The organism is Myxococcales bacterium, from assembly GCA_016720545.1.
GTDB lineage: Bacteria > Myxococcota_A > Polyangia > Polyangiales > Polyangiaceae > JAAFHV01.
This window is the reverse complement of sequence record JADKKK010000006.1, coordinates 356,709-369,764: the sequence shown is the minus strand read 5'-3', so window position 1 is coordinate 369,764 and position 13,056 is coordinate 356,709. Positions and strand designations below refer to the sequence as shown.

Sequence of the window (13,056 nt, the reverse complement as noted above, 5' to 3'; positions counted from 1 at the left end):
GATGAAACAGAAGGCCGAGGCCGACCGCCAGGCCGGCGCGGCGGCGGCGCAGCAGAGGTACGAGGACGCCGGAGGGCGGACTCGAGAGCAGCAGCTCGCGCGAGAGGCGAGGCAGAACCGGCGGAGGCCGCCGAGCCGCTGCCGTCTGCGGCCTACGACCGCGGCCGGCGCACGCGATCGGTCGCCACCGCGACCACGATGATGACGCCCGTCACGATCTCCTGCACCCAGTTCGACAGGCCGAGGTGCGTGCAGCCGGTCTTGATCGTGGTCATCAAGAAGGCCCCGACGAGCGAGCCCGAGATGCTCCCCTGACCGCCCGAGAGCGAAGCGCCTCCGATGACGACGGCGGCGATGACCTCGAGCTCGAGCCCCACCGAGTCTGTGGGATCGCCCACGGTGAGCGTGGAGAACTCCATGAGGCCCGCGAGCCCGAGCAGCGCGCCGGCGAGCATGTACACGAGCACGCGCACACGCTCGACCTCGATGCCCGCGAGCCGGGCGGTCGCCTCGCTCGAGCCCACCGCGTACACGTGGCGACCCCCGCGCGTGTACCCGAGCGCGATCCCCGCGAGGGCCGCGACGAGCAGGGCGACGAACACCCCCGCGGGCACGATCGCGAACACCCCCGAGCCCGGCGTGAGGAGCGCGTCGAGGCCGCGCGGGTCCGCGTCGATCTTCTGCTCGTGGGCGAGCCCTTCGCGAGCCCGCGGAGGACGCTCATCGTGCCGAGCGTGACGATGAAAGGAGGGAGGCGCAGGCGCGCCACCATCAGGCCGTTCGCGAGCCCGGCGGTGGTCGCGGTGGCGATGCCCGCGAGGGCCGCGGTGAAGGGGCCCGCGCCCGCCCTCAGCGCCGAGGCGATGACCACGGTCGTGAGGGCCACGGTCGAGCCGACCGAGAGATCGATCCCGCCGTGCACGATGACGAGCGTCATCCCCACGGCCGCGATGCCCACCACCACGGTCTGGCGCGCCATGGTCGCGAGGTTCTGGGGGCTCGCGAAGGTGTCCGGCCGCGCGAGGCTGAGCGCCACGCCGAGGACGACCAGCGCCACGAGCGGCGCGAACCACGCGGCTCGCCAAGGCGCGCTCGCGCGGCTCACGCGGCCCCCTGTTCGGCGTCTCGTGCGGGTCTTGCGCGGCGTCGGGCGTGGCTCCCAGCGCGGCCTCGAGCAGCGCGCTCGCTCACGCCTCCGCGGGCCTCGCGGGCCGAGGCGCCCGCGGCACATGACCGCGATGCGGTCGCACACGCCGAGCAGCTCAGGGAGGTAGCTCGAAACACAGCACGACGGCCCTGCCAGCCAGGGCGAGCTTCGTTTGATGAGCGCGTAGACGCGCGCGCGGCTGCCGACGTCGATGCCGCGGGTGGGCTCGTCGAGCAAGAGGACCTCCACGTCGTGGTGCAAGAGGCGCGCGAGTGCGACCTTCTGCTGGTTGCCGCCGGAGAGCTCACCGACAGCTTGGCGCGGCCCTCGGCACTTGATCTCGAGCCGCTCGATCAGGCGCTCGGTCACAGCGTCGGCGCGCGCCGGGGCCACGAGGCCGAGCGCGGAGCTCAGCTTCTGAGCCAGCCCCGGGCTTCAGCCCGAGCCCGTCGAGCTTGGAGAGCGTGACGTTCTCGGCGATCGACCGTGACAGCAGCAGGCCCTCGCCCTGGCGGTCTTCGCTGAGGAGGCCCACCCCCGCCGCGAGGCACTCCGACGGCGTCGCGTGGCCAAGGGCGCGGCCGCCCAGGCGCACGCTCCCCGCGGTGCGCGCGTTGAGGCCGAAGAGCGCGCGGAGCAGCTCGGTGCGCCCCGCGCCCATGAGCCCGGCGATCCCGAGGACCTCACCCCGCCGCAGCGTGAAGCTCGCCGCGAGGGGGCTCTGGAGCGGACGCGAGCCCCTCGACCTCGAGCCCTCGCCCGCGCGCGGGCGCTCCTCACGAAGAGCTGGTCGACCCGGCGCCCGGCCATCGCGGTCACGAGCTCCGCCGTCGTCGTCCTGGCGACTGCGCCCGTGGCACCGTGGCCCGTCGCGGAGGACCGTGTAGTGGTCGGCGAGTGCGATAATTTCTTCAAGAAAATGAGAGACATACAGGATCGATGCGCCCTCGCCGCGGAGGCGACGAGCCAGCGCGAAGAGGCGCGCCGCGTCCTCGCGTCCGAGGCTGCTCGTTGGCTCGTCGAGGATGAGCACCTTGCAGCGCGCGACCGCCGCTGCGCTCGGTCCGGCGCCGCCGCGCGAGAGCGCCCGCGCGATCTCGACGAGCTGCTGCTCGGCGATCGGCAGATCCGCCGCGAGCGCGTCGACGGGGATGCGGCCGGTCTCCCCGAGCACCTCCGCGAGCCTCGCCTCCGCCTCGCCGGGGCATGCGCGCGCGATCGAGCAGGGGCAGCGCCCCGCGCAGGCGCGGCTCGACGCCGAGCGCGATGTTCTCGGCCACCGTGAGGTGCGGGCACAGCGCGCGCTCTTGGCTCACGAGCGCGACGCCGAGCCGCTGCGCCTCCGCCGCGCCACCGGGGAGAAAGACGTTTCCGTCGAGGCGCACCTCGCCGGCGTCGGCCGTCTCGCCGCCCGCGAGGATCTTCATGAGGGTGCTCTTGCCCGCGCCGTTCTCGCCGAGCACGGCGTGGACGCTGCCCGGGGCCACCTCGAGGGCGACCCCCGCGAGCGCGCGGGTCGCGCCGTACGAGCGGCGGAGGCCCCTCACGGAGAGCCTGGAGGTCATGGCGTCCTCGTGCGCAGGGCCGCGAGCTCTTCCTGTTCGTTCATGACACCTCGCCGTCGGCTCGGGCACCCCACCGACCATCGTTCGCCCCTTCGGTGCTCACTCGCCGGTGCATGGTCGCCTCCCTCGCTTGGCTCGCCGCGCTGGGCGCCGAGTCTACGCGAACCCCGCGCCGCGTCGCGCGGGAACAGGCGAGTCGCTCGCCCTGTGAACCCCGCCGCGAATCCCCTACGCGCGCTCGGAATCCTCAGGGCTACACTCGCGCTGTGGGCAAGTACCGCGCGCGCGATCTCGTGAACGGCCCCACCCTCGTGAGCTGGCTGCGCGTGCCGCTCGCCGCGCTCTTCCCGTTCGCGGTGGGCTCCCCGTGGGCCAGCGTGTGCGTGCTCGCCGCGGCGGGGCTCTCCGACGTCCTGACGGCTGGCTCGCGCGTCGTCAGAAGCTGGCCACCCCTGCCGGCGCGGTCGTCGACGGCCTGACCGACAAGCTCTTTGCAGGTGCCGTGCTCGCCACGCTGGTCGCGCGCGGCGACCTGTCGCTCGCCGCGGTGGCGCTCCTCGGCGCGCGCGAGGTGGGCGAGCTGCCCCTCGTGCTGTGGGTGCTCGCGAGCCCAGCCGCCCGGCGGCGCAAGCTCGACGACCGGGCCAATCTCCTGGGCAAGTTTGCGACAACGCTGCAGTTTGTGACCGTCTTCGCCGTCCTGGTGGGCGCGGCGCGCGCGTCAGATCGGTCTCTGGTCCACCGCGGTGGTCGGCCTCGCGGCGGCCACGAGCTACTGGGCGCGCGCCCTCAGCGCCCGGCGGCGAGAGGGGCCGTGACAAAAGTCATCGCGCGATGATCGTTTCCGTGCCCGGCGACCACGTAGTCTCCAACGATGTCTTCGCCGAGGCTCAGCCGCGCGCGGGTAGCGCTGCTCGCGTTCGCCTCGCTGTGCGCGGTGGGCCTGGCCGCTGCGTGGCTCTCGGCGTGGCGCCGTCTGCCCGCGAAGGCCGAGTCCCCCCTGGCCTCACGGCGGCGTCGGCGCGGTACGTGCTTCGCTGGGATCGCTCGGGCACGGCGCCCGCTCCCGCGGGCCCACCGGGGGCCTTCATGGTCACGAGCAACCTCGGCTACGAGGTGCGCGTCGACCGAGGCTTCGTGGTCGACACGAGCGCGTCGCTCGTCGACTGCCTCGGGCCCGGCGGTGACGTGTGGCGTTCTGCAGGCGAGCGCGCGGCGTCGCGGCTCGCCACGGCCCTCCTCGGCGTCGCGCACGCGGGCCACTCGCAGGCCGTCGATCCGTCGAGCCTCGCGCGCGCCACGCTCACCGACCTCACGGCCGCCGATGGGGACATCGTCGCCGGCGAGACGCGCTTCCCGAGGCGCGCTACCTGCCACGTCACCTCGTGATCGCCGGGGGCGCGGGCCTTCGCCGTACACGGCGACGTTCCCCAACGTCGACACGACGCGCGCCACCCTGTACGTGCGTGGCTCCTGGCGCCGGGCGGGCGGCGAGCCTCACCCCTTCGAGCTCCACAGCACCTCGGTCGACGCGCTGCTCGTCGCCCTGCCCGCGGTCGTCGAAGGTTCTCTCGGGTCGCGCTGCGGTCGTCGTGCTCGAGCGGCGCCTCGCCACGATGTTCGACGACGTCGCGCTCGACGCGCTCGACGCGCTCCACACTCCGGCCGCGCCCGCCACCGCCTCGGCCGCCGCGAAGGCCGTGCTCCGTAACCTCGACCACCGCGCGCGCGTGCGCGTCACGACGCAATGACACAAGTGATGAGAGGATCCCCGGATGAACCTGGAAGTGAGGGCCCGAAGGGGCGAACGACGGTCTATGGCGAGCCCGAGCCGCAGGCGAGGTGTCGCCATGAAGCCCCACGCCCACGTTCTCCCCGTCGTCGCGCTCGCGGTGGCCTCGCTGTCCCTCGCGTCGCTCACGACGGCCGCGTGCGGCAGCGCCGCGACCCCCACCGACGCGGGCGCGGAGGCGGCCGCGCCACCCACGACCTCGACCGCCACGTCGACCTCCGGTCCCGACGGCGGCGCTCTCCCCGACGCGACCGCCGCCGACGCGACCCCCCTCGACGCGAGCGCAGCCGGGTGTTGGCAGGCCCTCTCCATCCCCAACTTGTCGACCATGGGCAACGCCGGCGCCGGATACGCGGCCCCCTCGGTGGCCGGCGCCTGCGAGGGCGACCAGTTCGTCATTCGCTCGAACGGCATTTCCCACCTTTGAATACGTGCCGCTCACGCCCAACGGGCTCCAGGCAAAGAACTACGCGTTCAGGATCCCGCGCGCGCCGGCCGCCGCCGCCGCCCCGACCGACATCCCGCTGCTCGGCAACGTCGCCGTGACCGTCACCGGAATACCCATCTTCGGGCCCACCGAGAACCCCATGGACGGCTACCGCGACCCGGTCCTCGACGACCGCCTGCGCAACCTGCTCGACGACTGCATCGGCCACACCGCGCCCCAGGGCACTTACCACTTTCACGCGCGCCCGGAGTGCGTAATAGTGTCGTTGGGCGGCGAAAACGAGGTCTCGTGCTCGCGTGGTCGTTCGACGGATACCCCATCTTGGCGCCCATCGTGTGCACCGACGCGGCCTGCACGACCACGAAGCGCGTGAGGAGCCGTGGAAGCTCACCTGGCCGAATACACGATGGCCACGCGCGGCCCCGCGTGGGACATCCACGCCTACGAGGCGGGCCTGGGCGATCTCGACAAGTGCAACGGACTGCCCATCACCGAGCCCGGCGCGAAGTACGACTACGCATACTTCGCGACCGACACGTTCCCCTACTTCATGGGCTGCTACCACGGCACGCCCACGCCGAACCGCTGAGCGCCGTCAGGCGCCACACGCAGCTCATTCGTTCCCTGATAGAGTGGGCCGAGGATGACGACACGCCCCACGCCGCTGCCCTTCGCCTACGGGAAGCGCCCCGAGGACCTCGAGGTCTTGGCGCGCTCCAGCCTGCTCCGCGGCATGCACATCAAGGAGGTCAGCACCCTCCTCGAGCTGCTCGATCAGCTCGCGCTCGCGCCCGGCACCTGTGTCTTTCGCGAAGGCGACGAGGGGGACGCCATGTACTTCGTCCTCGAGGGCGAGGCGCGCCTGCGGCGTGGCCAGCTCGAGCTTCGGCCCGTGGGGCCCGGCGACCACTTCGGCGAGCTCCGCGCTCCTCGGCGGCCGCGCGCGGGCCGCCTCGGTGCTGGCCTACACCGACATGCGCCTCGCGCGGCTCTCGCGTGCGCGCTACCTCTCCTTCGCCGAAAGCACCCTGCCGCTGCGCTGCACTTCACGCAGGGGGCTGGCGCACCCTCGGCGACGAGCTCGTGGCCATGACCGACAGCGTCGGGCTCCTCGCCCTATCAGCGCTCGGTGCCTCGCCAGATCGGAGGTCCGCGTGAGGCGCGAGGCCGGGGGCGATCTCCTCGTGCCCACGGGCACCCTCGCGGGCACCTGCTCCTCGTGAGCGCGAAGGAGCGCTCGTCGTCGCCGCGCAGCTCAACAAGAAGGCGGCGTCGCTGGAGGCGGCGATCGTCGCGAGCCTCGACATCGACGTGCTCACTCTGGCCGACATGGAGGGGCGCGATCTTCCGGCGGAGCGCGGCGCTCGCGCTGCTCGAGGCGGCCAGGCGCGCGGGGGCCGAGCTCGGGGGCGCGCGGGTGCGCATGGGCTCGCCGCTCGAGAGCGGGCAGGTGGTCCACCTCGATCCGCTGCCCAAACCCGTGGACGAGCCCGCGCGCCTCGACGTCTTGTCGCGCGCGCTCGCCGGGGTCATCGCCGACGATCTCCCGCTCCGCGAGGAGGTGTGGCAGCTCGACGAGGCGCGCGCGGAGCTCGACCGTCGCGGCTTGGCCGACGCCGCGGCGAGCCTCCAGAGCCGTCGCGAGGTTACGGTCACGCTGGCGACCTGCGGCGAGACCTTCGCCCTCGGCCTCGGCCCCCGTCGTGCCCCGCGCCGGCTACCTCGAAGGCCTGTCGCTCGAGGCTCACCCCGCGGGGCTCCTGCTGCGCCTCGGCGCGCGGGTCGAGCGCGAGATGCCGCTCCACCGGGCCACGCGCGTCGATCCCCCGTCACCAGGGCCGCGCACCCCGCTACGGCGGCGAGATGACCGCCTCGGCCCGGCGGTGGCTCCACGGCCTCGGGGTCGAGAGCGTCGGCCGCTACAACGAGCTCTGTGTCTCGGCCTCCGGTCGACGAGGTCATCCGCGTGGCCGAAGGCTTCCACGAGAAGTGGATAGGTCGCGTCGCCGACGCGGTCGCGAGCCGCGCCGATCGCGTCAAGATCATCGCCATCGCGGGGCCCTCGTCTTCGGGCAAGACCACGTTCATCAAGCGCCTCACCACGCAGCTCCGCGTGAACGGCCTTCGCCCGCGTGCGCTCTCGCTCGACGACTACTACGTAGACCGTGAGCGCACCGTGCGCGACGAGCGAGGCGAGTACGACTTCGAGGCGTTCGAGGCGCTCGACTCCACCCTGCTCCAGGACCACCTCGCGCGCCTCATGCGCGGTGAGCGGCTGCGCACGGCCAAGTACGACTTCGTGCTGGGCAAGAGCCTCCCCCAGGGCGGCGCGGAGCTGTGCCTCGAGAAGGAAGACGTGCTGCTCCTCGAGGGCATCCACGGCCTGAACCCCGCTCTCGTGGGCTCGGCGGTCCCCGAGGAGGCGCGCTTCGGGATCTTCGTGCACCCTGCGACCACCCTCGCGTTCGACCGCGCGAGCGTCTTCGCGCCCGACGACCTCCGACTGCTCCGCCGCATCGTGCGTGATCGGCACTCACGAAACTACACCGCGGCCGACACCATCACCCGCTGGCCGTCGGTCCGCCGGGGCGAGCTGTGCCACATCTACCCCACGCTGCAGGCCGACGTGGTGTTCGACTCGGCCCTCGTCTACGACGAGCGTGCTCATGACCTACGCAGAGCGCTACCTGCTCGAGGGTGCCTCCTCACACCCCGCGTTCACCACGTTCCGCCTGCGGAACTTGATAGACCACTTTCGTGACCATCTACCCAGACCACGTGCCACCGACGTCGGTGACGCGCGAGTTCATCGGAGGCAGCGGCTTCGAGTACTGAGCTAGTCCCCTGGAGTCGTGGTTCGTATCAGAAGTCGGGTCTTCGGTGTCATTCCGAGGAGCGAGGGGGTGCCCCGTTTTCGGCGGCGGCGGGCCCGTCCTCAACTCGGTCGTCGTTCCGCGCGGTGGAGGCGGCGCTTTGCGCTCAGGGGACAGTGGTTTCGGGGGTGACCGCGCGAGAACGCCGACCCTCGAACATGAGTATCCTCCCACCGCCGCCGAAAACGGGACACCCCTCGCTCCCTTGGGGCGGGAAAGGCCGAGCCGCGCGACTACTGGGAAGGGATCACGCTTCCAGGAGACTAGCACCCTGTCAGCGGCCGAGGATCCGCGCGAGCAAGCCGGCCTCACCGGCCTCGTCGCGGGGCTTCTCGCGGCAGCGGCAGCGCTGGTCGCGCGGGACATCCCCGAGGACCTGCTCGATGTGCATCCCACACCCCGCGAACGTCGGCTTCTGGCGGCTCGTGCACTCGACCCTTCGACACATGACAGCGCTCCTTGCTGGCCGCTCCGGTTCGGCGCGGCGCGTGGTCTGCGGGTTGGAGCCAGCACGACGGGCGATGGGTTCATGGCGACTCCTCGCCTTCCGTCTCAGGCTCGCCATCGACCCTTCGTTCGCTCCTTTGGAGCGCACCTCCAGGTTCGCGTGGCCTGGTCGCACGACCCTCGATCGAGGGACGGCTACGGCGCGAGGAAGAGCCTCCCCGAACGCCTCGGGTACGTGAAAATTGGGCTTAGGCGTGCGCGTGGGGCGGAACGCCGAAAGGCACAGGCGATCGCGCCCCCGCCTCGCGTCTCCTTCCATGCGAAAGAGACCCAGAGGCAGGCGCTTGCCCGGGCCGAGCGCGGCGACCAGCTGCGGGGGCCGAAAGGGCGACCTCGACTGTGGCCTTTCGGCCCGCGGCGTCGCGCCGCGTACCCACCTTGGCCCCGCTCGACCAGGCGATGTCCTCGCGCTTCGCCTCGCGATCGACGTCGATGTCGAACCAGTGCCCGAAGGGGCCGAGCTCGATCTCGAAGTACCTGCGCGGGTGGGCCGGATCCGGTGTGAGAAAGAGCCGACGCAGTCCTCCTGGTAGAGCGCTCGCGCTCGTGGTCGACCGGGCGGGAGGTGTCGGTGTTGAGGCCCGCACCCTCGAGCTCCCACAGCCCGTAGAGCGCCTGATCTGACCACAGAAACCTGACCGTGGTGCGAACGCCCGTGGGGCGGCCGGACCAGTCGGTGTCCCACGTCAAGGGGTGGCGGTGGCCCACACCGCGTCGACCTGACCGTCGAGCTCCGGCGGCGCGCCGCGGAGCCGGCTCGCGCGCACCTCGCCGCCCGCGCGGTCCGCCAGGCCGCCCGCGCCCCTCCCGCATCGGCGGTCCCGAGCGGGGCCGCAGGGGAGGGGCGCGAGCCCGGCGCCACCTCGCCGCCTGCCCCCTCGTGGATCGCGAACCCTGCCATGCCGAGCAAGTGAGCCGGCCGGCGCTTCTCGAGCAGGGACGCCCCGTCGCCCACGACCCGCGGCTTGTCGAGCGAGACGCCGAGCCTCGGCGGCGATCTCCAGCAACGGCGAGTGCGGTGGCCCTCAAGCTCGCGGGCGAGCGCGTCGCTGTCCCACAGCCCGAGCACTTCGGCGACCACGCGATCGACTGAGCACGGGGTTCGTGCCGGCGACCGCGAGGGCCTCGGGCCCCGGGTACCAGGCCAAGCCGTCGCCCCCATGAAGGGCGCGCCCTCCACGAGCACCACGTGCGGCGCCTCCACCTCGAGCACGTCCGCGATGCGCTCGGCGAACGTCTCCAGCGCCGCCACTATGCGCCTCGCGACTCCGCCGGGGCACGTCGGCGCGCTTCCCGAGCGCGAGCGCCGCGCCCAGCTCGGTGCATGCGCCACTTCTGGCTGAAGGCGGGCGTCCGGTCGGAGAGCATGACGGTGCCCCTGCATCCCTGATACCTGCAGAGAAAACGCCGGAGCGATGGGTCTTCAGCTGGGGCCGAGATGAAGAGCCCCGCGTCGAGGTGCTCCGCGAGCGCCTTGGGATGAGCAGCGTGGGCACGTGCGTGCGCTCCATGCCGCGGAGGCGCAGGGGCTTGCCGGGCATGTCGCCCTCGACGTCGAACGTGCCGTCGTCGTCCCATCGCGACGAGCGGCACGCGCTCTTCGCTCGCCATCGCGGCGTAGCCCTGAGACGCGCACGAGGCGCTCCCAGTCCGCGTGCTTCGCGCCCCAGCCCTCCGCGACCGTGATCGCCGTGTGCCCTCGCGCGCGGAGGCACCGGATGATGCCGCGCACGAACTCGGGATCGGTGATGCGACCGCGGAGCCCGTCGTCGCCGCCCGACCTCGCGGGGTCCTCGGACCACTCCGAAGCCGCCGAGGTTCGGCAGATGAGCACCTTCGTGCTCGGCGGCCGGGACGGACGGCCGCCTCGCACGCGCGCCGGCCGAGCTCGAGCGGGTGCCTCCCGGACAAGTGCGCACGGGCCCGCGATCGGCCGCGATACGCGCGCGGTGACGCTCGCGGAGGGCCGCAGCGTCGACGACGCTGCCCGAGGTCACGACGGAGGGACCGGAGGTCCAGGTCGTGGACGCCTGACTCGGTCACGTCGACCGAGCTGGCTTCGTCGCCACCGTGGGCGCCGAGGTCGTCGCCGTCGCTGGGGCGGTCGATGTGGTGGCCACCGTCGCATCGCCGGAGTGCGCGCTTTCGCACGTGTTTCGGTTGCATCCCAGCGCAGCGAGGGCGACGATCCACGTGCACCGCTGCGCCTCGACGACCTCACCATGACGACCACCTCGCCCTCGCACCTTACGCCGCGCCTGCGCCAACCACCACGTGGAACGCCCGCGGGCCTCTGGCGATTCTGCTGTCGTCGGCGATCGTCGCGGCCTCCTTCCCCGCCCGAACGGCGACATGGCCGACGTGGCCTTGCCCCCCCGAAGTCCTCGCGGGGGAGCCGGCGCTTCCGCCGCCGCCACCACCCCCCCCCAGCCTCCGCAAGAAGGCGGCGCGCCCGCCAAGTCGGACGCGAAAGAGCCCGCGAAGGCCCCGCGTCGTCGAGCGGTGGCGGCGGTAGCGGTAGCGGCGGCGGTGGCGGTGGTGGTCCCCGCTCGTCCATCGATCGACCGGCATCGTGCTCCTCGTCGCAGGCGGCGTGGTGGTGGTGGGCGGCACCACGATGCTGCTCGTCGGCGCCGGCGTGCGGCCCGACGGCAAGGCGAAGGGAGGCCAGACCGGCCTGCTCGTCGCGGGCGCCGTCACGACCACGGTCGGGCTCGGGGTGGCCGCGATCGGCCTCGTGCTGCTCTTGCGCTCGGAACAGCGGCCACCTGCCCCCGCTGAGGTCCTCACCTCCGACGCCCACCCGCCATGCGCTCGCCCGCGTGGTTCGCCGAGACGCCCGGCGCGGTCGGCTCGCCGGGCACGTTGGGGACGCTCGAGACGTTGGGAACGCCGGTGACGGTCCCGCTGGCGTCCGGCACCTTCTGAGAGCGGGGCCGTCACCGCGCGGACGGCGAGCGCTTGGGTTCTCCGCCCGAGGGGCGCTATGTTCGTGAAGTGGCCCGGCTGTCGTCGCTGAAGAATCGCTTGCTCTCGGCGCTGGGCCTCCTAGCGCTGGCCCTCTCCGCGGCGTCGACGCTCTTCACGCCCGTCGCGCTCGCCCAGGGACTTCACGCCGGGTCACCGCAAGCCGGGGAAGCCCGGAAAGCCAGGTCCCGCCAAGCCGGGCCCCGCCAAGCCAGGTCCCGCCAAGCCGGGGACGCCGGGGCCCGCGAGGCCGGGGACGCCCACGCCCGGCCAGCCGCCGCCCGGCGAGCCCGGGCGCCCTGGAGCGCCGTCGGGCGTGCTCATCGAGCGCTACACGCGCATCGTCCTCAGCCAACCGGGGTCGCCGTTCCCGCTCCAGCGCCTCGCGCAGCTGTACCGGGACAAGGACGGCAACATCGCCAACCTCGTGAAGGACTTCGAGGGGCGCGCGGCGCAGTCCGGGCCCGACCAGTACGCCGCCACCGCGACGCTCGCGGGAATCTACAAACTCGACGGACGCGGCGACGACGCCGTGAACCTTCCAGCGATCGCGCTGAAGGCGACCGATCCTCCGCCATTCTCGCCCTCGCCGCCTCCTCCAAGACCGCGGCGGCACGGCCGCCGCGCGGACGCGGTACGAGCAGGGGCTCGCGCTGGAGACCGCCGCGCCGGAGCGCGAGCAGACCATCCGGCACGCTGATGACCCCGCGCTCGACGCGAAGGACCTCGCCGCCGCGAAGGCCGCGCACCTGCAGCTCGTGAAGATGCAGCCGACGAGCCTCTTCGTGCGGGGTGAGCTCGGCCGCGAGCTCTTCACGCGCGGTGAGTTCGAGAAGGCCGAGGTCGAGCTGAAGGAGCTCGTCACCGCGGCGGCGGGCGACAACCGCGCCCTCGCGCCCGCGCTGGAACCTCCCGGCGGGCCCAGGCCAAGGCGCACAAGAACAAGGAGGCGCTGGCCACGTTGAAGCGCGCGCTCTCGGCGGCGGGAGCCGAGGCGGCGGTTCGAGGCGAGATTTACGAAACGATCACGGAGCTTTTACAGGGCCGACCAGCAGCCGCCGGTGCTGGTCAAGCAGCCTGAGGACGAGCACCCCACCGACTTCGCTCGCCTCGCCTTGCTCGGCTCGCTCTACGAAGAGACGGGCGACGCCAAAGCAGGCGCTCGAGACCTACAAGCGGGCGCTCGCCGTGAACCCACGGCACATCGATCTGCGCCTGAAGGTCATCCGCGTGCTGCAATCACAAGGCGAGCTCGACAAGGCGATCGCTGAGTACGAGGGGCCATTCGCGCGGCCCCGAACAACCCCGACGTTCGTGTTCGAGCAGTGTGAGGCGCTCATGCAGCGCGGAGATCGCCCGCGCGCCTGCGCCTGCTGACCGAGCCTTTCAGGCGCGGGCCGGCGCACCGACGAGGACGTCTGCAGATCGCCTGGCCGATTTTCTACGGTCGCATCGGCGAAGGCGAGCGCTCGATGAAGGTGCTCCAGCGCCTCGCCCACGTGTCCACCGGCGATCCTGGGCACCTGGTCGACCTCGGCGACCGCTACTTCCAAGACGGAAACCAGGCGCTGGCCATCCAGACCTGGAAGCGCATCTTGGCGGTGATCCGCCGCGGGCGAAGGCCCTGTCGGCCCTCGGCGACGTGTACCTCGAGCACGACATGACCGCCGACGCGCTCGCGGCGTTCAAGGAGGCCACGCAGCTCGACGCCGCGGGCGTCACCTACAAACAAGCAGCTCGCGTCGGCGCACGAGCGG

The 13,056-nt window shown here is 72.5% G+C and carries 17 protein-coding genes and 1 pseudogene; 15 read left to right on the top strand and 3 right to left on the bottom strand.

The genetic code is table 11. The features are described from left to right. Positions 1-274: 274 nt before the first annotated feature. Both IPQ09_15310 and IPQ09_15305 read right to left on the bottom strand, forming a co-directional pair. The gene (locus tag IPQ09_15310) at positions 275-1,105 is read right to left on the bottom strand and encodes an ABC transporter permease (protein ID MBL0195564.1); all 831 of its coding nucleotides are present in this window, start codon (positions 1,103-1,105) and stop codon (positions 275-277) included. A gap of 82 nt (positions 1,106-1,187) precedes the next feature. Beyond that, positions 1,188-2,712: pseudogene (locus tag IPQ09_15305) on the bottom strand (sugar ABC transporter ATP-binding protein). Positions 2,713-2,978: 266 nt separating this feature from the next. On the opposite strand from IPQ09_15305, the gene IPQ09_15300 reads away from it, so the two are divergent. The 10 genes from IPQ09_15300 to IPQ09_15255 all read left to right on the top strand — a co-directional run bounded on the left by IPQ09_15300 (position 2,979) and on the right by IPQ09_15255 (position 7,713). Further along, positions 2,979-3,191: a hypothetical protein gene (locus IPQ09_15300; protein ID MBL0195563.1), complete on the top strand. Its 213-nt coding sequence runs from the start codon at positions 2,979-2,981 to the stop codon at positions 3,189-3,191. Positions 3,192-3,214: 23 nt separating this feature from the next. Continuing rightward, the gene (locus IPQ09_15295) at positions 3,215-3,550 is read left to right on the top strand and encodes a hypothetical protein (GenBank protein MBL0195562.1); all 336 of its coding nucleotides are present in this window, start codon (positions 3,215-3,217) and stop codon (positions 3,548-3,550) included. Between the two features lie 128 nt (positions 3,551-3,678). Then, positions 3,679-4,101: a hypothetical protein gene (locus IPQ09_15290; protein ID MBL0195561.1), complete on the top strand. Its 423-nt coding sequence runs from the start codon at positions 3,679-3,681 to the stop codon at positions 4,099-4,101. Between the two features lie 203 nt (positions 4,102-4,304). Beyond that, the gene (locus IPQ09_15285) at positions 4,305-4,463 is read left to right on the top strand and encodes a hypothetical protein (GenBank protein MBL0195560.1); all 159 of its coding nucleotides are present in this window, start codon (positions 4,305-4,307) and stop codon (positions 4,461-4,463) included. A gap of 99 nt (positions 4,464-4,562) precedes the next feature. Beyond that, positions 4,563-4,931, top strand: coding sequence for a hypothetical protein (locus IPQ09_15280; GenBank protein MBL0195559.1), 369 nt, complete (start codon positions 4,563-4,565; stop codon positions 4,929-4,931). A 4-nt stretch (positions 4,932-4,935) separates the two neighbouring features. Further along, entirely contained in the window at positions 4,936-5,325 is a 390-nt protein-coding gene (locus tag IPQ09_15275; GenBank protein MBL0195558.1) for a YHYH protein, read from the top strand. A 6-nt stretch (positions 5,326-5,331) separates the two neighbouring features. Further along, entirely contained in the window at positions 5,332-5,541 is a 210-nt protein-coding gene (locus IPQ09_15270) for a YHYH protein (GenBank protein ID MBL0195557.1), read from the top strand. Positions 5,542-5,595: 54 nt separating this feature from the next. After that, positions 5,596-6,045 (top strand): cyclic nucleotide-binding domain-containing protein, encoded by a 450-nt coding sequence (locus IPQ09_15265; GenBank protein MBL0195556.1) that lies wholly within the window; start codon positions 5,596-5,598, stop codon positions 6,043-6,045. Between the two features lie 330 nt (positions 6,046-6,375). Next, positions 6,376-6,819, top strand: a complete 444-nt coding sequence (locus IPQ09_15260) for a hypothetical protein (GenBank protein ID MBL0195555.1) — start codon at positions 6,376-6,378, stop codon at positions 6,817-6,819. A 66-nt stretch (positions 6,820-6,885) separates the two neighbouring features. After that, positions 6,886-7,713, top strand: coding sequence for a nucleoside kinase (locus tag IPQ09_15255; GenBank protein ID MBL0195554.1), 828 nt, complete (start codon positions 6,886-6,888; stop codon positions 7,711-7,713). Between the two features lie 386 nt (positions 7,714-8,099). Here the strand turns inward: IPQ09_15255 and IPQ09_15250 are convergent, their stop codons facing one another. Then, positions 8,100-8,273 carry a hypothetical protein gene (locus IPQ09_15250; GenBank protein MBL0195553.1) on the bottom strand — a complete coding sequence of 58 codons (174 nt, stop codon included), beginning with the start codon at positions 8,271-8,273 and terminating at the stop codon, positions 8,100-8,102. A gap of 2,631 nt (positions 8,274-10,904) precedes the next feature. On the opposite strand from IPQ09_15250, the gene IPQ09_15245 reads away from it, so the two are divergent. The 5 genes from IPQ09_15245 to IPQ09_15225 all read left to right on the top strand — a co-directional run bounded on the left by IPQ09_15245 (position 10,905) and on the right by IPQ09_15225 (position 12,963). After that, on the top strand, positions 10,905-11,231 hold the full coding sequence (locus tag IPQ09_15245; protein ID MBL0195552.1) for a hypothetical protein: 327 nt from the start codon (positions 10,905-10,907) through the stop codon (positions 11,229-11,231). Between the two features lie 384 nt (positions 11,232-11,615). Then, a complete protein-coding gene (locus IPQ09_15240) occupies positions 11,616-11,999 on the top strand; it encodes a hypothetical protein (GenBank protein MBL0195551.1) in 384 nt (127 codons plus the stop codon). A gap of 58 nt (positions 12,000-12,057) precedes the next feature. Then, positions 12,058-12,264, top strand: coding sequence for a hypothetical protein (locus tag IPQ09_15235; protein MBL0195550.1), 207 nt, complete (start codon positions 12,058-12,060; stop codon positions 12,262-12,264). 223 nt (positions 12,265-12,487) lie between these two features. Continuing rightward, on the top strand, positions 12,488-12,676 hold the full coding sequence (locus IPQ09_15230) for a hypothetical protein (GenBank protein ID MBL0195549.1): 189 nt from the start codon (positions 12,488-12,490) through the stop codon (positions 12,674-12,676). Positions 12,677-12,771: 95 nt separating this feature from the next. Beyond that, positions 12,772-12,963 carry a hypothetical protein gene (locus tag IPQ09_15225; GenBank protein ID MBL0195548.1) on the top strand — a complete coding sequence of 64 codons (192 nt, stop codon included), beginning with the start codon at positions 12,772-12,774 and terminating at the stop codon, positions 12,961-12,963. Positions 12,964-13,056 lie beyond the last annotated feature (93 nt).

Bases quoted from the DNA above. Each gene is read 5' to 3' on its own strand.
- IPQ09_15260 (MBL0195555.1), top strand. From the start codon at position 6,376: ATGGGCTCGCCGCTCGAGAGCGGGCAGGTGGTCCACCTCGATCCGCTG.
- IPQ09_15265 (MBL0195556.1), top strand. From the start codon at position 5,596: ATGACGACACGCCCCACGCCGCTGCCCTTCGCCTACGGGAAGCGCCCC.
- IPQ09_15280 (MBL0195559.1), top strand. From the start codon at position 4,563: ATGAAGCCCCACGCCCACGTTCTCCCCGTCGTCGCGCTCGCGGTGGCC.
- IPQ09_15250 (MBL0195553.1), bottom strand. From the start codon at position 8,273: ATGTGTCGAAGGGTCGAGTGCACGAGCCGCCAGAAGCCGACGTTCGCG.
- IPQ09_15225 (MBL0195548.1), top strand. From the start codon at position 12,772: ATGAAGGTGCTCCAGCGCCTCGCCCACGTGTCCACCGGCGATCCTGGG.